This window comes from Streptomyces sp. NPDC005070, assembly GCF_053600395.1.
In genome coordinates this window covers 1-22,520 of sequence record NZ_JBSFZS010000121.1, presented here as the reverse complement: position 1 = coordinate 22,520, position 22,520 = coordinate 1, and the positions used below count along the sequence as shown (strand labels likewise).

At 72.9% G+C, this 22,520-nt stretch carries 13 protein-coding genes; 6 read left to right on the top strand and 7 right to left on the bottom strand.

All coding sequences use genetic code 11. From position 1 onward, the window contains the following. The 4 genes from ACWEBX_RS30275 to ACWEBX_RS30260 form a co-directional block, all read right to left on the bottom strand. Positions 1–1,242 (bottom strand): PrsW family intramembrane metalloprotease (locus tag ACWEBX_RS30275; RefSeq protein WP_451887977.1); only part of this gene is annotated, 1,242 nt, incomplete at its 3' end. 89 nt (positions 1,243–1,331) lie between these two features. Continuing rightward, positions 1,332–2,168, bottom strand: a complete 837-nt coding sequence (gene trmB / locus ACWEBX_RS30270; protein WP_451887976.1) for a tRNA (guanosine(46)-N7)-methyltransferase TrmB — start codon at positions 2,166–2,168, stop codon at positions 1,332–1,334. Between the two features lie 169 nt (positions 2,169–2,337). Beyond that, entirely contained in the window at positions 2,338–3,543 is a 1,206-nt protein-coding gene (gene lhgO, locus ACWEBX_RS30265) for an L-2-hydroxyglutarate oxidase (RefSeq protein WP_451887975.1), read from the bottom strand. A gap of 157 nt (positions 3,544–3,700) precedes the next feature. Further along, positions 3,701–5,122, bottom strand: a complete 1,422-nt coding sequence (locus tag ACWEBX_RS30260) for an MFS transporter (RefSeq protein WP_451887974.1) — start codon at positions 5,120–5,122, stop codon at positions 3,701–3,703. A gap of 952 nt (positions 5,123–6,074) precedes the next feature. Between ACWEBX_RS30260 and ACWEBX_RS30255 the strand changes: the two genes are divergently transcribed. Continuing rightward, positions 6,075–8,168 (top strand): asparagine synthase-related protein, encoded by a 2,094-nt coding sequence (locus tag ACWEBX_RS30255; RefSeq protein ID WP_451887973.1) that lies wholly within the window; start codon positions 6,075–6,077, stop codon positions 8,166–8,168. 576 nt (positions 8,169–8,744) lie between these two features. Continuing rightward, a complete protein-coding gene (locus tag ACWEBX_RS30250; RefSeq protein WP_451887972.1) occupies positions 8,745–12,215 on the top strand; it encodes an AfsR/SARP family transcriptional regulator in 3,471 nt (1,156 codons plus the stop codon). 4 nt (positions 12,216–12,219) lie between these two features. Here ACWEBX_RS30250 and ACWEBX_RS30245 read toward each other — a convergent pair whose 3' ends face one another. Together ACWEBX_RS30245 and ACWEBX_RS30240 are read right to left on the bottom strand one after the other, a co-directional pair. Continuing rightward, positions 12,220–14,295, bottom strand: a complete 2,076-nt coding sequence (locus tag ACWEBX_RS30245) for a sigma-70 family RNA polymerase sigma factor (protein ID WP_451887971.1) — start codon at positions 14,293–14,295, stop codon at positions 12,220–12,222. A 482-nt stretch (positions 14,296–14,777) separates the two neighbouring features. Then, entirely contained in the window at positions 14,778–15,560 is a 783-nt protein-coding gene (locus ACWEBX_RS30240) for a TetR/AcrR family transcriptional regulator (RefSeq protein ID WP_451887970.1), read from the bottom strand. A gap of 374 nt (positions 15,561–15,934) precedes the next feature. On the opposite strand from ACWEBX_RS30240, the gene ACWEBX_RS30235 reads away from it, so the two are divergent. The 3 genes from ACWEBX_RS30235 to ACWEBX_RS30225 all read left to right on the top strand — a co-directional run bounded on the left by ACWEBX_RS30235 (position 15,935) and on the right by ACWEBX_RS30225 (position 20,091). Next, a complete protein-coding gene (locus ACWEBX_RS30235; RefSeq protein WP_451887969.1) occupies positions 15,935–17,299 on the top strand; it encodes an NAD(P)/FAD-dependent oxidoreductase in 1,365 nt (454 codons plus the stop codon). A 129-nt stretch (positions 17,300–17,428) separates the two neighbouring features. Next, positions 17,429–19,096, top strand: a complete 1,668-nt coding sequence (locus ACWEBX_RS30230; RefSeq protein WP_451887968.1) for an ATP-binding SpoIIE family protein phosphatase — start codon at positions 17,429–17,431, stop codon at positions 19,094–19,096. 191 nt (positions 19,097–19,287) lie between these two features. Then, positions 19,288–20,091 (top strand): class I SAM-dependent methyltransferase, encoded by an 804-nt coding sequence (locus tag ACWEBX_RS30225; protein ID WP_451887967.1) that lies wholly within the window; start codon positions 19,288–19,290, stop codon positions 20,089–20,091. A 42-nt stretch (positions 20,092–20,133) separates the two neighbouring features. Here ACWEBX_RS30225 and ACWEBX_RS30220 read toward each other — a convergent pair whose 3' ends face one another. After that, positions 20,134–21,408, bottom strand: coding sequence for an MDR family MFS transporter (locus ACWEBX_RS30220; protein WP_451887966.1), 1,275 nt, complete (start codon positions 21,406–21,408; stop codon positions 20,134–20,136). Between the two features lie 181 nt (positions 21,409–21,589). Between ACWEBX_RS30220 and ACWEBX_RS30215 the strand changes: the two genes are divergently transcribed. Next, positions 21,590–22,138 (top strand): MarR family winged helix-turn-helix transcriptional regulator, encoded by a 549-nt coding sequence (locus ACWEBX_RS30215; protein WP_326786919.1) that lies wholly within the window; start codon positions 21,590–21,592, stop codon positions 22,136–22,138. Positions 22,139–22,520: the final 382 nt, after the last annotated feature.

Here is a 22,520-nt window from a genome sequence, read left to right as displayed (position 1 = left end):
CGGCCAGGGCGGTGGTGCGGGCAGCGGTGCCGTGGCGCGGGCCGCGTAGGCGAGAGCCGGACGGGCGATCTCCCGGCGGCGCCACAGCTCCTCCAGCAACTCGCGCTCCCGTACGACGAAGTCGGCGCCCGCACGGCCCCGTCGTCCCCGGTGGCGCAGGAACGCCAGCGAGGTCGCGTACGCCTCGTACTCCGATACCGAGCGTGCCGCGCCCTTCCCGAAGTGGTGTCCGGCGTACTCGCGCGCGAGCTGCCGCGCCCGCATCGAGCCGAGCACCCACGGCTCGGCCGCGCCCAGCCAGCCCGCGGCGGTGTACACGGGCAGTTCGGTGCGGACGGTCCGCAGCTCGCGCTGCCGCGTCCAGACGACGAGCCAGGTCAGCAGCCCGAACGCGGGCACCATGAACGCCGCGTACACCCCGAAGAACCCGAACCGGCCGAAGCCCGAGGAGCCGTTCCAGATCGCGTGCATGCCCATCGCGAGCAGCAGACCGGTCAGGGGGAGCAGCACCCGGCGCGCGTGCTGGCGTTCGGCGGACAGTGCCGCGATGCCGAAGCCGATCCCCGTCAGCACGGTGAACAGGGGATGCGCGAAGGGCGACATCACCACCCGGACGAAGAACGTCGCCGCGGTGACGGAGGCGATCCCGCTCTCCCCGCTGAGCTGGTCGGTGCCGAACGCGGTGCCGAGATAGAGGATGTTCTCGGTGAACGCGAAGCCGGTGGCGGTGACCCCGGCGATGACGACACCGTCGACGATCCCGGTGAAGTCCCGTCTGCGGAAGAGGAAGACGAGCAGGACCGCCGCCGCCTTCGCCGACTCCTCGACGACCGGCGCTATGACGGTCGCGCCGAGCGTGTCGGCGCCCGAGGGATCCGCGGTCGTCATGGCGATCCAGCGGGTCGCGAAGCTGTTGGCGACGATCGCTATGAGCGCGGCCGCGCAGGCGCCCCAGGCGAAGGAGAAGAACAGGTTGCGCCAGGGGCCCGGCTCGACCCGGTCCAGCCACCGGAACGCGGCTATGAGCAGCGGCACGGGGAACACGGCCAGCCCGAGACCGACCAGGAAGCCCTCGGTCCCGGTCTGTTCGCGGACGAGGGCGAGGATCACCAGACCCGACATCGCGAGCAGGGTGATCAGTGCTCCGTACCGCACCCAACCACGCTGCCACCAGTGCGGATGTCTTGGCGCAGACCCGGTGGGGGCACCGGGCCGGTTCGGGTACGGCGGATGGATGGCCACGGCATTGACCCTAACGAGGGAGGGCGTGGCCCGCGACGGCAACCGGGGTCCCCGGGATGTCCCGGTGGACGCCGGCAGGTGTCTGCGGGTCAGACGCCCGGGGTGTGCTGGTCTCGATGCTGTACGCGCCGGAAGAGGAGGTCGTTCACCACATGACCCTTGTCCAGTCCCTGGCCCTCGAAACGGGTCAGCGGGCGGAACTCCGGACGGGGCGCGAAACCGCCGTCGGGCACGGTGTTCTCGAAGGCGGGATGCGCGCTCAGCACGTCGAGCATCTGATCGGCGTACGGTTCCCAGTCCGTCGCGCAGTGCACGAGCGCGCCCGGCGCGAGACGGGTCGCGGCGAGGTCCAGGAACTCCGGCTGGATCAGCCGCCGCTTGTGGTGCCGCTTCTTGGGCCAGGGGTCGGGGAAATAGACGCGCAGGCCGTTCAGCGAGGCGGACGGCAGCATCTCGCGGAGCAGGATGATCGCGTCGCCGTTGGCCACGCGGATGTTGGTCAGACTGTTCCGCTCGGCGAGGTTGAGCAGGTTGCCCTGTCCCGGGGTGTGCACGTCCACGGCGAGGATCCCGGTCCCCTGGTCGTCGGCCGCCATCTGCGCGGTGGCCTCGCCCATGCCGAAGCCGATCTCCAGCACGACGGGGATGTCCGCCCCGAACAGCTCCGCGAGGTCGAGCGTGCGCCGTCCGTCGATGTCCAGACCCCACTTCGGCCACAGTCGCTGCAGCGCGTCGCCCTGTCCGGTCGTCACCCGGCTCCGGCGCGGCTGGAAGCTCCGGATCCGCCGCTCGAAGTGCGAGCCGGCGGGATCCGCCTGCGGACCGCCGGGGAAGCGGGGCTCGCCCTGGGCACGGTGGTGACGCGGCGAGCCGTCCTCGGCGGAGGCGGGCCGGGTCTCTTCGGTGGAGTCGAGGAAATCAGACACAGTGGGGTCGATTTTACGGGCGCGGCGCCGGGGGCCGGTCCGCCCCGGCGGCGGGGCGTCCGCGGGCCGACCGTGGGGCGGCGCGGCCGGTGGGTGGCCGTGGCCGCGGCAGGGGCAGGGGTGGGTCGCCGTGGCCGGGATGGGTCGCCGCGGTCGGCGCGCTGAGCGTTCAGACCGCCGCCAGTGACGCCAGTGCCCGGCGGGCGACCTCCCGGCCGATCGGGAGGGACGCGGTGGCCGCGGGGGACGGCGCGTTCAGCACGTGCACGGTCCTCGGGCCCTCCTTGATCAGGAAGTCGTCGACCAGGGTGCCGTCCCGCAGGACCGCCTGGGCGCGGACACCGGCGGCGGCGGGAACCAGGTCCTCCGGGTTCACCGCGGGCAGCAGCCGCCGCACGGCCTCCGTGAACGCCGCCTTCGACACCGACCGGCGCAGCTCCCCGGCTCCGTAGCGCCAGTGCCGCCGGGCTATCCGCCAGGAGCCCGGCCAGGACAGGGTCCCGCCCAGTTCACGGGGCCGGACGACTCCCCAGTCGTATCCCTCACGGGCGAGCGCGGGCACCGCGTTGGGGCCGACGTGTACCCCGCCGTCGATTCCCCGGGTGAGATGGACGCCTAGGAACGGGAACGCGGGGTCCGGAACCGGATACACCAGGCCCCGCACGAGCTCCGGCCGCGCGAGCGTGTAGTACTCGCCGCGGAAGGGGACGATCCGCATCTCGGGGTCGTCGCCCGTGAGCCGGGCCGTCTCGTCGCAGTGCAGCCCCGCGCAGTTGACGAGCACCCGCCCGCGGACGATCGTCCCGTCGGCCGTGCGCACGGCGACACCGAGGTGGGCGCGGCGGTCGGCGCGCACGACCCGCGCCCCGTAACGGATCTCCGCCCCGGAGGCCTCCGCGAGCCGGCGGGCCACCGCCACGTAGTCGCAGATGCCCGTGGTGCCGACGTGGATGGCGGCGAGGCCGCGGACCTCCGGCTCGTACTCGGTGAGCTGGGCCGGGCCCAGTTCCTTGACCGGGATGCCGTTCTCCCGGCCGCGCTGCACCAGGCCGTGCAGACGGGGGAGCTCCGACTTCTCCGTCGCGACGATCAGCTTGCCGGTGACGGCGTGTGCGATGTCGTACTCCGCGCAGAACTTGACCATCTCCGCGGCGCCCTTGACCGCGTACCGCGCCTTCAGGGATCCGGGGCGGTAGTAGATCCCGCTGTGGATCACCCCGCTGTTGCGCCCGGTCTGATGGCGGGCGGGTCCCGGCTCCTTCTCCAGCACCGTCACACGGGTGCCCGGTGCCGCCCGTGTGATGGCATACGCCGTCGACAGACCGACGATCCCCCCGCCGATCACCAGCACATCGCAGTCGTACGCGCTCCGCATCCGCACCACCTCCCGGCCTCGATAGTGCACTGCGCCACTGACAATGCCCTCAAACCCGGGGACGGTGCCCCGTGTCTTCTTCGCGCCGCGGGACCGCGGCGCCCTGTCCGCGCCCGGGCTGCCGGGCGCTCCCCTCCGGACCGGAGCCGTCGGCGGCCTAGGCCGGGGCCATCAGCAGCGGACGGGCCCGCTCCCGCAGCTCCACCACGCGCGGTTCGTCGCCGTAGGGCTCCAGCCGGTGCAGCAGGTCCTTCACATATTCGGTGGTGCGGGCCGAGGAGATGCGCCCCGCGACCTCCACCGCCCGTACGCCCTGCTCGCACGCCGCGTCCAGATTGCCGGACTCCAGCTCGGCGACCGCCGACACCACCAGGCGCAGCCCGTGCGAGCGCACGAACTCCTCCGTCGGCTTCGACAGCGCCTGCTCGGTGAACCGGCGCACCTGACGCGGGGCCTTCAGGTCCCGGTAGCACTCGGCGGCGTCGGCCGCGAAGCGGTCGTACCCGTAGAAGCCGAGCCAGGACGGGTCGTTGTCGCCGTCGCGGGCCCGCTCCAGCCAGCCCTCCGCCGCCTTCAGCGCCGCGCCGGCCGCCTGGGCGTCGCCCGCACGCGCGTGGGCACGTGCCTCCACGAGCCGGAAGAAGCTCATGGTGCGGGCCGTGGCGAGACCGCGGTTGCGCTCCAGCGCGGCCTGGGCGAGGTCGACGCCCTCGTCGCCGAAGCCCCGGTAGGTCGCCTGGAGGGACATGGACGCCAGGACGTAGCCCCCGAGGGGCACGTCGGCGGCCGCGCGGGCCAGCCGCAGCGCCTGGATGTAGTACCGCTGGGCGGCCTCCTGCTGGCCCGTGTCGAAGGCCATCCAGCCCGCGAGACGGGTGAGCTCCGCGGACGCCCCGAACAGCGCTCTGCCGACCTCGTCCGAGTAGGAGCCGAGCAGCAGGGGTGCCGCCTCGACCCGCAGACACTCGGGCACCATCGACGAACGCCAGTCACCGCCCCCGTACTTGGAGTCCCAGCGCCTCGCGTCCTCGGCAGCCTCGCGGAGCTTCAGCACATCGCTGTGGCCGACTTTCAGCGGCGCCCCGGAGTCCTCGCCCGGACTCACCTCGCGCGCCACCGAACTGTCGGCCGGGGTTATCAGCCAGCGTGAGGCGGGTGTCGCGTAGGCGCTCACGGCGAAGGAGCCGGCCAGTGACTGCCAGATGCCGCCGCCGGCCCGGCGCCCGGCGAGGTCGAGGCGGTACAGCTCCGTCGCCGACCGCACCGCCTGCCCGACGTCACGGGGGAAGGCGAGACCCACTTCCGGCGCGGGATCCGCGTCCGCCAGGCCGATCTCGTGGAGCGGCACGGGACGGCCGAGCTTCTGGCCGATGGCGGCCGCGATGAGGTGCGGCGCGGCGCCCTGCGGCACCATGCCCTTCGACACCCAGCGCGCCACCGACGTCTTGTCGTAGCGAAGAGTCAACCCGCGTTGAGCGCCAAGATCGTTGACGCGACGCGCGAGTCCTGCGTTGCTGATTCCCGCGAGGGCGAGAACGGCGCCGAGTTTTTCGTTCGGCCCGCGTTGCTCCCTGGACATGCGCCACCCCTCGACACAGACGGCTGCCGCGGTGGCATAACCACGCGGCATTCGTAAACTCAGCGTAGTTCGCCCGATCCCCAGCGTTAAGGGGTGTACGTCCGGTTGGCGGGATTGTGGTCCGTACGACTGTACGGACTGTCGCGGCGTGCTCCTGTTGTGTGGCTGTGCGCCCGTCCGTGCGCTCTACTCCGGCCACGGCGGGGAGCGCTTCCATGGAACGTGCGTGGGTCGGCCCGCTGTACTGGATCCAGTGGGCTGGGGGACACCGCCGCCTACATCCCCGCGGGCGGCGGACCGGTCCGGGGGGCGAACTCCGCCTCCCGGACTGTGCGTTGCCGAAGTGGTGCGCAAGGCCTGTACGGAGCGTGTCCGTGCCCGTCGACCGCTCGCCGATTTGGCCGAAAATCGATGGCCCCTCCTGAGGGCAATCAGTGCTCCCACCATGTGAGTTGAGGGCGCGAAGGGCGTCCTGAGGGAGCGTATCGGGGGCGCATTCGCGTCGAACCGTCGGGGGCCGTGGTGCGCGAGGTGCGCCTCGCGCGGGCGCCGGGTTCGCCGGATGCCCGCGCGGCTCGGTTGGGGCGGGTGCGGGGGTGCGGTGGGCATGGGCGCCGCGGGGGATGAACCGGGCCAACTGCCGGGCGGAAGGCGTCCCGTGGGCCGGGAGTCCGCCGGGCGGACGGTGTCCTCTGGGTCGGGGACCCGTTCGGTGGCGGTCCGGAGTGGATTTTCCTCCGGTGCGGTGCGGCGCCCGTCATTTCCCTCAACAGGCCCTGTATGAAGGGTATTTGCCGGTAACCGTCCCCAGCGCGGCGGCGCGGGCGGTCACGTGGGGGCGCACTCCGGGGAGCGCAAGCCGCCGCAGGGGCCCTCCCGTACGCCTCCTTCGTGGCAGCATGGTGCCGAGTTCGTACGGTGCACTGGTTGTCCACAGCCTGTGGAGGCGGCGATGCGATGGTTGGTGGGGTGGAGCAGCACCGTCGTCAGAGCGCCTGGGATCGGCTCGGCGGGCGCCACCGGCAACAACGGCGAGACCGTTCACCCCGTCGGCTCCCAACTCCTTTGGGGCGACCCGGATCCGCTGTGGGCCGTCGGCGACTGGCGGCCCGACGAGGTGCGCGTGGTGAAGGCCGACGCGGAGAACCGCATCGCCGTCCTCGGCACCTGCGGAGCCTCCGACGACGAACTGCGCGTCGGACTGTTCGCCGCGCGCGGCGGAGCACTCCGCCACCTCACCAACTGGTCCGGCAGCTACACCGCGGTCGTCCAGGTCGGCCGCCGCGTCACCGTCTGCGGCGACCTCGCCGGTGCCCGGCCCGTGTTCTACACCCCCTGGGCAGGCGGCACGGCCTACGCCACCGCCGCCCTCCCGCTCGCCGACCTCATCGAGGCCAACCTCGACTTCGGCCACCTCGCCGCCATGCTCGCCGCCCCCGACGTACCGGCCGCGGTGCACGACTCCACGCCGTACGAGGGCGTGCGCCGCATTCCGCCGGGCCACACGCTCATCCTGCGGGCCGGAGCACGCGAGATCGCCGGGTACGAACCCGTCGCCTCCCTCGCCGTCGCCGCGCCCGTCGCCGATCCCGCGATCGCCGTGGACGCCGTACGGGACGCCCTGGTGGAGGCCGTCCGCGCCCGCCTCGCCGCTCCCCGCCATGTGCCCGGCACCGACGTGGACCCCGGGCCCGTGCCCGGCATGGGACCCGCCGAGCGGCGGGCCGCCCGCGGGACGCCGGTGCCCGGCATCGGGGCCGACCTCTCCGGGGGGCTCGCCTCGGGGACCCTCGCGCTGCTCGCCGCCGGCCTTCCCGGGGCGCCCGGCACGGTCCTCGGACACGGCACCGGCGCCGGGGAACGGCTCCTGGCGGTCACCTTCAACGACCTCGCCGTGCGCGGGCGCGAGGCCGAACTGGAGCGGGCCGGGACGCTGGCCGCGAACCCCCGGCTGCACCAAGTGGTCGTCGCAGGGGGCGAGGAGACGCTCCCCTACGCGGACCTGGAGGGGCCGCTGACCGACGAGCCGGGGCCCTCCCTGGTGACCGCGGCACGCCACCGCGCGCGGCTCGCCTCCGGCAGCGCGGACCACTTCACGGGCTACGGCGCGCGGCAGGTGCTGGACGCCCACCCGGCCCGGCTCGCCGACCTGCTCATGGACCGCAAACGGCGCCACCTGGTGCGTCCCGTCGCCGCGCTGACGAAGGCCGACGGCTCGGTGATGGTTCCCGCGCGCGTGTACGGTGCCGCGCGCAAGCTCGCCCGTACGCCGTACCGCACCGGGGTCGACGTCCTCGCCGAGCAGTTGCTGCACCGGCGGTTCGAGGACTCCGGAGGCGCGGTCGGCGCCTCGCTGGCCGCGCTGAGCTGGGCGAGACCCGGGCCGGCGGCGCGCTGGCTGACCGGGGAGGCACTGGCTGAAGTATCGGTTCGTCTCCAAGGAGGCGGAGGGCGGCCGAACGTCTCCCCCGGGCAGCGGCCGGGGGATTTCCGCGCCCGCGCCGCGCTCGCCCGCCACGCCGCCGACATCCGTGTCCTGGAGCAGGCCGCCGAGATCCGCTTCCAGCGGCTGCACACGCCGTTCCTGGACAACCAGGTCGTCCGGGCCTGCCGTGAACTGCCGGAGGCGCTGCGGGTGCAGCCCGGGGCGCGGGCGGCGATTCTCCGTACGGTGCTGGAGGGGGCCGGGGTGGCCGATCTGCCCCCCGGGTGGGGGGCTCCGTCCCAGGCGTCCTCCACCGCGGCGGCCCGGACGGGCGTGCGGGTGGCCGCGGATTCCCTCGTCTCCCTGTTCGACACGCCGTTGCTCGCGCAGGCGGGGCTCGTCGAGGCGCGCGTCGTCCGCAAGGCGCTGCGTTCGGCCGCGGAGGGGGCGCCGCTGCCGCTCGACGGGCTGGCGGATCTGGTCTCGCTCGAACTGTGGCTGCGGCGGTTGCTGGCGCGTCGCGGCACGTGCTGGACCGGCACACCGGCCCGCCAGCGCGCGGTCCCCGCGGGGATAGTGCCGCAGGGGCGGGCGCTGGGGGCGGGGGCACGGCAGGCCTGAACGTCGCGGTTCCGGTCCGGTGGTGGGTCGGGGCCGCGCCGGTACATCCGCCCGCATCCGAACGGATCCCCCCGGGGTTTCGAGGTGGGGGTTGGTTCCGATCCGTTCGGCCTGCGGGCATTTGATGTACCGGCACGTCCCCTCCCGTGCGCGGCCGGCTGCGGGTGCATCGTGGTGGCCGTGTCGGCCCCCCTCCGCGCGCTCCCGGTTGCGAGTGCGTGGTGACGGCCGTTCCCGTCCCTCCCACCGGACCCCGGTTGCGGGTCCGATCCGACCGGAGAAAGCTCAGCGAGGCTTCCCGCGCGATCCCGGTTGCGGGTCCAATTTCAGTGCCGGCCGGGAAAATCCAGCCCCTCCGGCGTTTGAGGAGCGGGGTCTGGGGCGGAGCCCCGGGTTCGATGGGGGTCCCCCCTGGTCGAGCGAAGCCGAGACCTTGGGGGAGGGTAGGGGCGGAGGGGGCGAGAGACGGTTTTGGTGGGGTGGCGGACGCCGGGCGGGCCGAGGAAGACGGGGAGCCGACGCGGCGGAGCGGAGCAACGCCGTGACCCCGGGCGGGTGGGCGGTGAGAATGGGGGCGTGCGGTACAGGATTCTGGGGGTTGCCCAGGCGGAGGACGACCGGGGAACCCTCGTCGCGGTGGGCGGCCCCCGGGTACGCACGCTGCTCACGGCCCTGGCCCAGCACCCCACCCGAACCATCTCCCCGGACACCCTCATCGACGAGGTATGGGCGGACACCCCACCCCAGGACGCCCCCGCGGCCCTGCAGGCCCTGATCGGCCGTCTCCGCCGAGCCATCGGCAAGGACACGGTCACCTCCGAGCCCGGCGGCTACCGCCTCCACGCCACCCGCGACGACGTGGACCTGTTCGTGTTCGAGCGACTCGTCACGGAGGGCAGGACCGCACTCGACGAGGGCGACCCCCGAACCGCCGCCGCCCGCCTGCGCGAAGCCCTCGCCCTGTGGCGCGGCCCCGCCCTCGCGGACCTCCCCGACCGCACCGCCGCGACCCGCCCCGAGGCCCTGCGCCTGGAGGCGACCCGCAGCCGCGTCGAGGCGGACCTGCTGCTCGGCCGCGCCGCCGACGTCGTACCGGAGCTGAAGGAACTGACGACGGCTCACCCGTACGACGAGGCGCTGCACGCTCTGCTCATCCGCGCCCTGCGAGAAAGCGGTCGGGGCGCCGACGCGCTGGCCGCGTACGAGGACGTACGCCGTGCACTCGGGGACGGTCTCGGCGCGGACCCCGGGCCGGAGCTCCGGAACCTGCACGCCGCGTTGCTGGACCCACGGGACCCACCAGACCCACGGGACCCTCGAGACAGGCGCGGACCGCGGGAGCCCGCATCCGGAGCGGACGGCGCCGGGGCGACCCCCGGCCCTCGCCCCGGGGACCCCTCCCGTGCCCAGCGAACCGGCAACATCCGGCCCCGGCTGAACTCGTTCGTGGGACGGGAACGCGAGGTCGGGGCCATCCGTTCGGATGTACGGAGGGCCCGACTGGTCACGCTGACCGGACCGGGCGGTTCGGGGAAGACCCGCCTCGCCGAGGAAGCCGCCGCCGGGCTCGCCCAGGCGTGGCTGGTCGAGCTGGCCCCGCTCGACCGCCCCGAGGCGGTCCCGGGCGTGGTCGTCAGCGCCCTCGGTCTGCGCGAGACCGCCCTGATCACGAACGAGATGGCGGTCGCGCAGGACGACCCGGTCGCCCTGCTCGTCGCGTACTGCGCCCCGCGCAGCCAGCTCCTGATCCTCGACAACTGCGAGCACGTGATCGACGCGGCGGCCGAACTCGCCGAGACCCTGCTGACCCGCTGCCCGGGGCTCACGATCCTCGCCACCAGCCGCGAACCCCTCGGCATCCCCGGCGAGTTGGTGCGCCCGGTCGAGCCGCTCCCGCCCGACCCCGCGCGCCGCCTCTTCATGGAGCGGGCCTCCGTGGTGCGCCCCGACGCCGCCACCGCGCTGCACGATTCCGCCGCCGTGGACGAGATCTGCCGACGGCTCGACGGCCTGCCCCTGGCCATCGAGCTGGCCGCGGCCCGGCTGCGGCTGCTCACCCCGCGGCAGATCGCCGACCGGCTCGACGACCGCTTCCGGCTGCTGACCTCCGGCAGCCGCACGGTGCTGCCCCGCCAGCAGACCCTGCGCGCCGTCGTCGACTGGTCCTGGGATCTGCTCGACGAACGGGAGCGGACCGTGCTGCGCGAGGCCTCCGTGTTCGCGGGCGGCTGGGACCTGGCCGCAGCGGAGGCCGTGTGCACCGGCCCCGCCGCCGACCTCATCGGCGCGCTCGTCGACAAGTCCCTCCTCGTCGCCACCCCGGCCGGCACAGGCGGCGACAGTCCTCCGTACGGGCACGACGACGGTCTTCGAAACGCCTGGAGCCATGGCGGCGAAGGCGGCGACGCGGGCGGCGGGATGCGCTATCGCATGCTGGAGACCATCCACGAATACGCCACCGAACGCGCCGCCGAGGTCCCCGGACTGCGCGCCGCGGCCGAGCGGCGCCACCGCGCGTGGGTGCGCGCCCTGACAGCGGAGGCCGAGCCCCGGTTGCGCTCGGGCGCCCAACTCCCCTGGATCCGGCGCCTGGAGAACGAACACGACAACATCCGGGCCGCCCTCCAACGCGCGCTCGCCGCCCGGGACGAGGAAGAGGCCGGTGCCCTCGTCCTCGACATGGGCTGGTTCTGGTGGCTGCGCAACTTCCGGTACGAAGCCATCGCGTGGACGGAACTCGTCCTGAAACTGGGCACGTTGCTCGACATGCCGTCGAACGGCCGTCCGGCGGGGGCCGCCGGTTCCGCGTCCGACTGCGGTGACGCCCTTTTCGCCGAGCTCGAAGACGTCGATCCGGTGATCGTCTTCCTCGACCATCCCGAGCGCGAGGAACGGCACCCGTTGCGCGCCACGCGGATGCGGGTGCGCATGCTCCATCTGTTCATGAAGGTGGACGTCGTCCCCCTGGACGAGTGGGGGGAGAAGCGGCTGCGGGAGTACGTGGAGCGGGTGCGGGGTGCCTTCGAGCGGGGCGGTCCGGACGCCGCGCGCATGCCGGGGATCATCTGGCCGATGGCCGCGCACTTCCTGGGCGATCCGGACGACGTGGGGCCCGCGATGGACGCGGCGGTCGCCAACTGCCGTGAGTTCGGCGGCGAATGGGAGATCGGCGTGGCCCTGATGTTCCGTACGCACATGGTCGTCGACGCCCCGGGCGGTATGCCGGGTGTGGACGAGGACCTGGCGGAACTGCGCGTGCTCAGCCGACGGGTCGGGGACCGCTGGATGCGCGCCCAGGTGTGCAGCGCGGCCGGCGAGACGGCCATGGCGCGCGGCCTGTACGACGACGCGAAGGGCGAGTACGCGGAGGCGCTGCGACTCGCCTACGAGGTGGGGGCGTACGCGGAGGTGCCGTTCCTCATGGCGCGGCTGGCCGAGATCGCCTACCGCGCGGGCGAGCGTTCCGTGGCCCTGGCGAAGCTGGACGAGGCGAGCGCCGCCGCCGACCAGTACGGGGTGACGGATTCCCGGGCGTTCGTCCACCTGCTGCGCGCCCAGGTGGTCCTCGACGACGGGGAGGTCGCCCTCGCGCGCGAACTGTGCGAGAAGTCGCGCGAGGAGAGTCTCCGCGGCACCCCGCCACCGCAGTTCACGGTCGGGCTGAACGGCGTCGACGCCATGATCACGGCTGCCGAGTCCGGCCCGGTCGCGGGTCTGCGGAAGCTGAGGGCCACGCTGCGGCACGCGATGGACGCGCGGTGCGCGGACGTCGTGGCGTCCGCCGTCGTCGAGGGAGCCGCGCGTCTCTTCGGCGAGCTGGGCGCCCACGCGGTGGCGGTGCGGCTGGTGGCCGCGGGTACGGGCTGGCGCGGCGGGGATCTGCGTCCCGTCCGCGAGAGCGCCGACGTGCGGCACACCGAGGCCGCGGCCCTCGCGGCCCTCGGCGCGGAACGCTACGAGTCCGAGCGCGCCCGCGGCTCCGGCTACACCCAGGAAGTGGCCCTCGGCGAGCTGGCCCGGGCAGTCGAGGCGTACTCCGCGGGGTAGGCGCTCACCGGCACACGAACTCCGACTCCGCCCAGTCGCCCAGCGTCGTCGAGTCGAACGGACTGTCGGGTTCGACGACGAAGCGGACCGTCCGGTGGCCGGTGAGGTTCACATGGACGGGGACCGCCGGGTCGCCGCCCTCGATCAGCGGTGACCGCCACAGCCGCGACCCGTCCGCGTAGACGGAGAAGCGCACCTTGCCCAGACCCAGCATCAGATCGTCGACACCGGCCAGAGCATCGTACGAGTCGCAGTCGCGGTTGAGGTCGACGGTGACCGAGGACCGGCCGTGGACGGTCACGCCGTACGCGTACCGGGTGTCCCCGATGCTCATCCTGTGGCGCTGCCACACCCAACTGCTCTCCCCGATCCGCATCTCCGGCTCGGTGTGGTCACCGACGACGTCGTAGTCCAGGTCGCTCCACCGGTACACGACGGTGGCGGGTGGGGGAGGTGTCGGTGCGGGCTCAGGGTCGGGCTTCGGCGGGGGTGGCTTCGGCAGCGGAGCCGGGGTGGGGGCCGGGGTCGGCGTGGGGCGCGGACTCGGGCTCGGGGCGGCGTTCGGTGTCGGCTTCGGGGCGGGCTTCGGCTCGGCCGAGGGGGGCGGGGCGGGCGCCGGCCCGTGCGCCACCGCCGGTGGCTTCGGCGCGGGGGGTTTCCCGGACGGCGACGGCGGGGTCACCGGCGCTTCGACGGCGGGCGAGGCGGGCGGTCCCGCCTCCGGACGCCGGGCGGGGCTGCCGTTGCCGACCAGCGACAGTGCCACCGCCGCCGCGGCCACCGCGACGACACCCGCGGCGATACCGGCCTTGACCGGCGCGCCGAGCCCCTCGGAGACCGCGGCGCCGCCTCCGGCGCTCGCACCTCCCGACCCGCCGCCGGCCACGGCCGCCGCTCCCGCGGCTCCGGCCGCACCCGCTCCGGCTCCCCCGGCGATGAGCGCGACCGCCTTCGCGTACCCGGCGGCACCGAACCAGCCGATGACCGCGACCGGCACGACCGCGGGGATCCCGCCGGCCACTTCCTTGATCTGGCCGGCGGCCAGACGGCACCCGGCGCACTCCTCCAGATGCTTGCGCAGGCCCCGTTCGGCACGGGTGCGCAGGCCGCCGCGGGCGTAGGCGCCGAGCCGGTCGGCGTAGCGCGCGCACTCCTCGTCCCTGGTGAGCGTGGTGCTCACGTGCGCCTGGAGGTAGGCCTGCCTGAGCCCCTCGCGGGCGCGACTGGCCAGCACCCGGGTGCCGTTCGCGTCGAGACCGAAGAGCGTGGCGACCTCGCTCGGGGACTCGTCCTCGACCTCGGTGTGCCACAGCACGGCCTGCCAGCGCTCCGGCAGCGAGCGGAAGGCCCGCATGGCCATGGACTGTTCGGCCTCGTGCATCGCGCGCACGTCCGCGCCGAGGTCGAGGGTGTCGCCGTCGGAGACCTCGGATCCGCGGGCGGCCTGCGCCGCGAACACGGCGAAGTCGTCGACCAGTTGCTCCCGCCTGGCCGTCCTCGTCCAGTTGGCGGCGACCCGGCGGACGGTGGTGAGGAGATACGCGCGCACGGCGTGCTCGGGGCCGCTGCCGCCGCGTACGGCCTGGAGCATGCGGGCGAACACCTCGGCCGTGAGGTCGTCGGCGGTGTGCGCGTCGCGGCAGCAGGTGCGGGCGTAACGGCGGACGGCCTCGGCGTGCCGGCGGTACAGCTCCGCGTACGCCGTGTCGTCGCCCGCGCGCATCCGCTCGATCAGACCGGCGTCGGCGGGTGGTGCCACCGGGGACGCCGGCTCCCGCGGGGGCGGCAGAATCCCGCTCTCGCGCAGGTCCCACCGGTCACGCTGCGAGGGCACGCCGACCTCGGCCGTTCCGGCGTCGGGGCGGTCACGGGGCGGGTCGTCGTCATCGACGCCCGGGGCCTCGCCGTCCGGCGCATCGCCGCTCGGGTCCCGGTCTTCGCCGTGCGGGCCTCCGTCGTACAGGCTTCCGCCGTACGGGCCGCCCTGGCTCGGCACCTGCCGTGACGGTGAACCGCCCGTTTCCGTGCCGCCGTCGGCGCCACCGTCACCGGGTGACTCGTCCCGCCCGTCCACACTCATCGCGGAAAGCCCCCGCCTGCACACTCGGACCCGAATACGGGGCCAGAGTGCCACAGGCTGCGTGGCCGGAACGTGCTCGTACGGACCAACCACTCGTCCGAGGGGACTTGTCGCTCTGGAGTACTAACCATCACCCGTTCGGGGAATGGTCAACAGTCGCCGCCCGCACGGAAGCGGGCGTTCCGCACCGGAGCGGCGCCGAGCGGCCCCGGAAGCGCGATGGTCTCGGGGCGGGTGACCTCTCTCCCGCCGAAAGCACGATGCTCCCGGGGCGAGTGACCTCACTCGTCCCGGGAGCATTCCCGTGCTCACGAACGACCGTGCTCACGAACGGTCGGGCGCGCGGCGGCGCCCACGGACACCGGCGCCCACGGACACCGGCCCCGCGCACGCGGGGCGTTCTCGTGCCCCGGAGTGCCTTCGTGCTTCCGTACGCCCGCGCGGCCGCAACTCGTCCGCGCCGTGACCGCCTTCGGTCCGGCTCACGCGGGGCGCGAGCGCAGGCCCTCCAGCAGGATGTCGAGCAGCCGGGCCGAGGCCGCCGCCTGCTGGGCCGCGTCCGGCAGCGCAGGGGCCGCGGTCGCGATGACCAGCAGGACGTCCGCCACGGTGACGTCGGCGCGCAACTCGCCCGCCGCACGCGCCCGGTCGACGAGCCGCCCGACCACCTCCAGCAGCGCCGCCGCACCGGCGTCGTCCACCTCGGCGATCACCTGCTCGTCCTCGGGAGCCGTCCGCCGCTCGACGAGCCGCAGCTCCGGCGCGGGCTGGGACCGCTGCTGCGGCACCCGCGCCTCGTCGTGCTCGGGACCGTCCTCGGCCACACCGACCCGCAGCACCTGCGGCGGCAGCAGCCGTCCGGCACCCGAGGCCACCGACGTCCGCAGGAAGCGCGAGAGCGCCGACCACGGCTCGTCCTCCTGCCCGAGCGCGGAGCGGGCCTGGTCGGTCAGCCGAGAGGTCTCCTCCTCGGCTATCCGGCGTACGAGGACGTCCTTGCTCGGGAAGCGCCGGTACACCGTGCCGACACCGACCCTCGCCCGTCGCGCGACATCCTCCATCGGCGCGCCGTACCCCAGCTCGCCGAAGACCTCGCGCGCCGCGCGCAGTACATGTTCCAGATTGCGCTGTGCGTCCACACGCAGCGGCGTCGTGCGCGATCCGTCCGCCGGACCGCGGCCGTTGCCGCTCGTCGCCGCCGCGCCGATCGCACCACCAGGTGCGATGGCTGACGCGGAAGCCCAATGAGAGTCCTGAATATGCATAAGCGTTCCCCCGGTAATGACGTCTCCCCCCGGAGACTCTCCCCGCCATCGACAGACCGGAGCGCGTGGAACAAGCTTGTGCGCGAGCCCGTCGTACGGACTCGCCGAGCGCATCCCCCTACACCCCGTCGACACACGAACATAGTTGAGAGGGGGTCAATTCAGAAGGGGCAGGTTCCGCACGGAGCGCCCCCCGATCGGAGTACGGACCCGTTTCATCCCGGTTGCGCCCTGTCCGAGTACCCCCCTCACCCACCATGACCTGCGGGTTTTCCCTAGAGTCCGGCAAATCGGCCAACTCTGCACGTTGTCGGCGACCGGTCACACAAATTGTCGGGGCTGTGGACAAACTCCGGAGCGGGGTGCGTCATGGGATGGTGAAGGAACGTGCGCGCATTCTCATCGTCGGCGGCGGCTACGTCGGGATGTACACCGCCCTGCGCCTCCAGCGGCAGCTCAAGCCCGAACTGAAGCGGGGCGAGGTCGAGATCACGGTCGTGTCGCCCGACCCGTACATGACCTATCAGCCGTTCCTTCCCGAGGCAGCCGCGGGCTCCATCTCGCCGCGTCACGTGGTCGTTCCGCTGCGCAGGGTCCTCGACCGCTGCCGGATCGTCATCGGCGAGGTCCGGTCGATCGACCACGCCAAACGCGCCGCCACGCTCATAACGCTCGCCACCGAGGAGGAGGGCGCGGGCGCCGAGCAGATCACGTACGACGAACTCGTGCTCGCTCCCGGCTCGGTCTCGCGCACCCTGCCGATCCCCGGACTCGCCGACCTCGCCATCGGCTTCAAGACGGTCGAAGAGGCCATCGGCCTGCGCAACCACGTCATCGAGCAGATGGACATCGCCTCCTCCACCCGCGACCCCGCGATCCGCGACGCGGCCCTGACCTTCGTCTTCGTGGGAGGCGGTTACGCCGGCGTCGAGGCGCTCGGCGAGCTGGAGGACATGGCCCGCTACACCGCGCGGTACTACCACAACCTCAAGCCCGAGGACATGAAGTGGATCCTCGTCGAGGCCTCGGACCGCATCCTGCCCGAGGTCGGCGAGGAGATGGGCAGGTACACCGTCAGCCAGTTGCGCAGGCGCAACATCGAGGTACGCCTGGAGACCCGCCTCAACAGTTGCGCGGACCGGATCGCCGTCCTCAGTGACGGCGCGCGCTTCCCGACCCGCACCGTCGTGTGGACGGCCGGCGTCAAACCGCACCCCGTCCTCGCCGCGACCGACCTCCCCCTCAACGAGCGGGGCCGCCTCAAGTGCACCCCCCAGCTCGCCGTCGACGGCGTCACGCACGCGTGGGCCGCGGGAGACGCGGCGGCGGTGCCCGACGTGACCGCGGAGCCCGGCAAGGAGACCGCGCCCAACGCCCAGCACGCCGTGCGCCAGGCGAAGGTCCTCGGCGACAACCTCGCGCACACCCTGCGGGGTGAGCCGCTGGAGACGTACTCGCACAAATACGTGGGTTCGGTCGCCTCCCTGGGCCTGCACAAGGGAGTCGCACACGTCTACGGGCGCAAGCTGAGGGGCTATCCTGCCTGGTTCATGCACCGCGTCTACCACCTCAGCAGGGTGCCGACCTTCAACCGCAAGGCCCGTGTGCTCGCCGAATGGACCCTGGCGGGTCTCTTCAAGCGGGAGATCGTGTCCCTCGGTTCGCTCGAACACCCCCGTGCGGAGTTCGAACTGGCGGCCGGGGGAAAGCCTCCGACCGACCCGAAGGGGTCGTCCTGACCGGACCGAGGAACTCCACCGGCAGGGACGGCGTCTGACGGATGCAGACCGGTCGGTCAGACTGCCAGACAGGTCCACGACTTTGGGCGGGTGAACCGCTCGCCCTTCTAACACGAGGCTTTCCCCACTGTGAACTTCACGCGCTGGAGCGCCCGGCTCCCCGGAACGCAGCGCCGCGCCGCAGCGCGGACCGAGCACACGGCCGCACACACGGCCGCCCCGGACCGGCGCGGGGAAGGCTCCGTCCCGGCGGCCCGCGCCGAGCAGCTCACCGACGACACCCCTCCCGGGCTCGCCGTCGACGAACTCCCGGTGCGCGCCGTCCTCGACCGCGTCCCCGCCCTCGTCGCCCTCGTGCACGGTCCCGAGCACCGCGTCTCGTACGTCAACGACGCCTACACCGCGGCCTTCGGCGCCCGCCCCGCCGGCGCACCCGCGCGCGAGGCCCTGCCCGAACTGGACGAACTCGGCCTGCTGCCCCTCCTCGACCAGGTCCTGCGCAGCGCCAAGCCCCGCACGGTCAAGTCCCGCAAGGTGTCGACCGGCCGCTCCTACACGTTCACCTGCACCCCCGTCGACACCTCCCCCGAGAGCGACGGCCGCGGCGTCCTCGTCTTCGCCACCGACGTCACCGATCACGCCGAGGCCGCCGAGCGGCTGCGCGCCAGCGAACGCCGTCAGCGCGAGACCGCCGTCACCCTCCAGCGCTCCCTGCTCCCGCAGGAACTGGAGGAGCCCGACGACCTGCGCATCGCCGCCACCTACCTGCCCGGCGGCACCGAGGCCGCGGTCGGCGGGGACTGGTACGACGTCATCACCCTCGGCGGCGGCCGCACCGCGCTCGTCATCGGCGACGTCATGGGCCGCGGGGTCCGCGCCGCCGCCGTCATGGGCCAGCTCCGTACGGCCGTGCGCGCGTACGCCCGTCTCGACCTGCCGCCGCACGAGGTCCTGCAACTCCTCGACGGCCTCGCCACCGAGATCGACGCCAACCAGATCGCCACCTGTGTGTACGCGATCCACGACCCGAACGAGGGCCGGCTGGTGTACGCCTCCGCGGGCCACCTGCCCATCCTGGTCCGCGACGAGAACGGCACCATCCACCGCGCCGACGAACCGACCGGGCCCCCGCTCGGCACCGGCGGCTGGCTGCACGCCTCCGGCTCGGTGCCGCTGGGCCCCGGCTCCACCGCCGTCCTCTACACGGACGGCCTGGTCGAGCGCCGCGACGAGGACCTCGACGAGGGCATCGCCTCCTTGGAACGCGCCCTCGCCGGAGCCACCGGCAGCCCCCAGGTGATCTGCGACCGCCTGGTCCGCGCGGCCGGCGTCACGGCCGACCACGACGACGACGTCGCCGTCCTGGTCCTCCAGCACCCCTCCCGTACGGGCTCCGACGGCGAGCTCTTCCGCAACGCCGCCCTGGAACTGCTCGGCGGTATGGAAGCGGCCCCACGCGCGCGTGCCTTCGCCTCCGGTGTGCTGGCGAGCTGGCGCTTCTCCAACGATCTGCACGACCTCGGCGTCCTGGCCGCCAGCGAACTCGTCGCCAACTCGCTCCAGCACGGCACCCCGCCGATGCGCCTGCGTCTGCGCCGTACCGACCGCCGCCTGATCATCGAGGTCACCGACGGAGACGACCACCTGCCGCGCCGCCGCCGCGCGGAGCCCGGCGACGAAGCGGGCCGCGGCATCGCGATCGTGGCGACGATCGCCTCCGGCTGGGGCTCCCGCCGCACACCGGGCGGTGGCAAAGCGGTGTGGTGCGAGTTCGCACTCCCCCGCGCGGGGAACTGATTCCGCGCGCCGCGTACGCCATCCCGCGCGCCGGGTACCGAGTCCTCACTTCCGGGACCGGTCCCGCTGACTTCCGGAACCGGTCCCGCCACGTTCTGGAACCGGTCCCGTACGCCTGGCACCGAACCGCGGGCCGGACACATGCCGCGCGTCCCCTGGCCGAGCGGCCCGGCCGGTGCTAAGAGCTCCCCATGGCAGACGAATCGGGCTTTCAGCTCAAAGGAAGTGGCCCCGAGCGCTACGAGCGGTACGCGGCACCGTTCATGGCGCCCTTCGTGGAAGCGATCCTGGACGCGGTCGACCTGTACCCCGGCGCCAAGGTGCTCGACCTGGCCTGCGGCACCGGCTTCGCGGCCCGCGCGGCGGCGGCCCGGGTCGGCCCCGCCGGCCGGGTCTCGGGGGCGGACGTCAACGCGGGCATGATCGGCATGGCCGTGGAGCGCGCGCCCCGCATGTACCCGGACATCCGGTTCACCGTCGCCCCCGCCGAAGCACTCCCTTACGAGGACGCCGCCTTCGACGCGGTCGTGTGCCAGCAGGGCGTCCAGTTCTTCCCCGACCTCCACGCGGCCTTCGCGGAAGCGGCCCGCGTGACATGCCCCGACGGCCGCTTCGCCGCCACCGCGTGGGCCGCCAGAGACCTCATCCCGTACTTCGTCGCCCAGTACGAGGCGGTCGAGGAGTACGGCGGCAAGGGACTCGCGGCGGACTACGAGGGCGCGTTCTCCGGCACCCCCGAGCGGCTCTCCGCCCTTCCCGCCCCTCGACGCGTACGCCCCCGGCCAGCTCTCGTCCACATCCTGGGGGCAGGCGATCGTCGACACCGGGGGCGAGGAAGCACTCCTGCGCGCCGGCCGTGCGGTCCGCACCCGGCTCGCCGGCCACACCGCCCCCGACGGCGCCGCCACCCTCCCCTTCACCGCCAACCTGCTGACCGGCATCCGCTGAGACCCGCCCCGCGCACACGAAACGGCCGCCACCACGTCACTCCGTGATGGCGGCCGTCATGATCCGCGTCCGTCCCGCGGGCCCGGCGGTCAGGCGCCGGCGGGCACCGGTTCGGCAGGAGCCCCACCCTGCGCGACCACCCGGCTCCTCGCGAGCGACGGCTGGTTCTGTACGGGGGTGAGCTGCCGTCCGAGCCGCACGGCCAGGACGGTGATGCCGAGCGAGAAGAGCAGGAACGTCACGACGTACGGGCCGTGCAGCGAGGCCCCCATCGGGCCGCCCACCGCCGGGCCGATCGCCAGCGCGAGCTGCTTCACCAGGGCGAAGGCGGAGTTGTACTGGCCCGCCATGCCGGACGGCGCCAGATCGGCCACCAGCGGAGCGACCGTCGGCGACAGCATCGCCTCACCGAGACCGAAGAGCGCGTACGTCGAGACGAAGGCCGCCGTGGCCATGGTCTGGCTGCCGTGCCCGAGGCCCGCGAACCCGGCGGCCAGCCAGGCGACGGCCCAGATGAGCCCGACCGCGGCGATCACCCGGGACCGCTTGCGGCGCTCGACGAACTTCAGCACCGCGAACTGCGCGACCACGATCATCGCCGTATTCGCCGCCATCGCCGTACCGAGCGCGGACGTGGAGATCCCGGCCGCCTCGACGCCGTACGCGGAAAGGCCCGACTCGAACTGTCCGTAGCAGGCGAAGAACAGCACGAAGCCCAGTACGGAAAGCTGCACCATCGCCCGGTTGCCGAGAAGCTGCTTCCAGCTTCCGCCCTGGGACCGGGGCGCGTCATCGCCGATCCGCGGCGCGTGCGGCATCCGCACCGTCGCCATGATCACGACCAGCACCAGGAACATCGCCGCCTCGATCGCGAACAGCAGCGTGAAGGAACTCGCCCGGTCCGGGTCGACGATGTGGCCCCCGATGAGACCACCGACACCGAGGCCCAGGTTCTGCAGGAAGAACTGCGTGGCGAAGGCGCGCGACCGGGTGTCCGCCGAGGAGCAGTCCACGATCATCGTCGCGAGCGCCGGCTGCATCACGGCCTGCCCGGCACCGAGCGCCGCCGCCGACAGCACCACGGTCGTCGCGCTGCTCGCCAGCCCGAGGCTCAGCGCACCGAGCGCGGCGGTGACCAGGGCGGTGAGCAGAACCGGCAGCGGACCGCGCCGGACGATCGCCCGGCCGGCGAACGGCAGCACGACGAGAGCGGCCACGGCGAAGACGGCGAGCACGATGCCCGCCGTCATGGAGCCGAGTCCCCGTACCTGCGCCACATAGACGTAGAGGAAGGGGACGGTAAAGCCGAGCCCGAACGCGCCGAGCGCGTTGCCCACGTGGATCCGGCGCATTGCTGCGCCCATCGCCCTGGTCACTTTCACCTGCCTTGGTCGTGAAGCCGTACGGGCCCGCTGCCGGGCACCTGTCCGTGACAGGTTCCCTACGCATGGATGCAAGCCTGAAGACTTCAAAGCTAAAGTTCGAAGTTGAACTCTACACCTTGAAGGACTTCGACACCAAGCGACCTCATGCGATACTCGGGCCATGGGCGACACCCCCGGCGTCAGTGAGCCGACACTCGAAGAACAGATCGCCGCCTACCAGCGCGAGTTCCAGGACCTCGACCCCCAGGTCGAGAAGATCGTGTCGGCGCTGTCCCGCCTCAACCGACGGATGAACGTCGCCTACGGCCGCCAGACCGCCGCACTCGGCATCAGCAACGCCGAGTGGGAGGTCCTGAAGGCACTCGTCCTCGCCGGCGCCCCGTACCGCCTCGGCCCGAGCGAGCTCGCCAAGCGCCTGGGCCTCACCCCGGCCGCCATGACCCACCGCATCGACCGCATGGTCGCGGAGGGACTGGTCACCCGAGAACGCGACGAGTCGAACCGCGTGCGCGTCATCGTCGAGCTGACCGACGAGGGCCGGGAGAAGTGGCTGGAGGCCATGCGCCTCGCCACGGTCTTCGAGGAGGACCTGCTCCAGGACCTCTCCACCGAGGACCGAGGTGTCCTGGGTGAGGTCCTGACCCGCCTGCTGCGGCGGGTGGAGGACGCCCAGCCGGACGCGGGCGGCCGGCTCAGCGACCTGGATTAAAGATCTTGACAGGCGGGTGTTGACACTGCCCTGCCGCGTGAGTAAAGTTCTTCGAGTTGTCACGGAGCCGGTCTGGTTCCGGGACGGCACCTCCGCCGCGGTAGCGGCAATCAAATCTTCAGCGCGATCTCCCAGCCGGGGTGAATTCGGTGTGCCCGAATTCAATTCGATGGGGGTCCGGCGGCCCGATTAGGAACTGCCGGGAAGATCCGCTAAAGTTTGAGACGTCGGAACGGCCCAACAGCCGGGAAGACAAACCCCGCTGACTGGGAGTCAGGCCCGAAAGAGTCTGATAGAGTCGGAAACGCAAGACCGAAGGGAAGCGCCCGGAGGAAAGCCCGAGAGGGTGAGTACAAAGGAAGCGTCCGTTCCTTGAGAACTC

Bases quoted from the DNA above. Each gene is read 5' to 3' on its own strand.
- ACWEBX_RS30225 (WP_451887967.1), top strand. From the start codon at position 19,288: ATGGCAGACGAATCGGGCTTTCAGCTCAAAGGAAGTGGCCCCGAGCGC.
- ACWEBX_RS30260 (WP_451887974.1), bottom strand. From the start codon at position 5,122: ATGTCCAGGGAGCAACGCGGGCCGAACGAAAAACTCGGCGCCGTTCTC.
- ACWEBX_RS30215 (WP_326786919.1), top strand. From the start codon at position 21,590: ATGGGCGACACCCCCGGCGTCAGTGAGCCGACACTCGAAGAACAGATC.
- ACWEBX_RS30245 (WP_451887971.1), bottom strand. From the start codon at position 14,295: ATGAGTGTGGACGGGCGGGACGAGTCACCCGGTGACGGTGGCGCCGAC.
- ACWEBX_RS30220 (WP_451887966.1), bottom strand. From the start codon at position 21,408: ATGGGCGCAGCAATGCGCCGGATCCACGTGGGCAACGCGCTCGGCGCG.
- ACWEBX_RS30235 (WP_451887969.1), top strand. From the start codon at position 15,935: ATGGTGAAGGAACGTGCGCGCATTCTCATCGTCGGCGGCGGCTACGTC.
- ACWEBX_RS30240 (WP_451887970.1), bottom strand. From the start codon at position 15,560: ATGCATATTCAGGACTCTCATTGGGCTTCCGCGTCAGCCATCGCACCT.
- ACWEBX_RS30255 (WP_451887973.1), top strand. From the start codon at position 6,075: ATGCGATGGTTGGTGGGGTGGAGCAGCACCGTCGTCAGAGCGCCTGGG.
- lhgO (WP_451887975.1), bottom strand. From the start codon at position 3,543: ATGCGGAGCGCGTACGACTGCGATGTGCTGGTGATCGGCGGGGGGATC.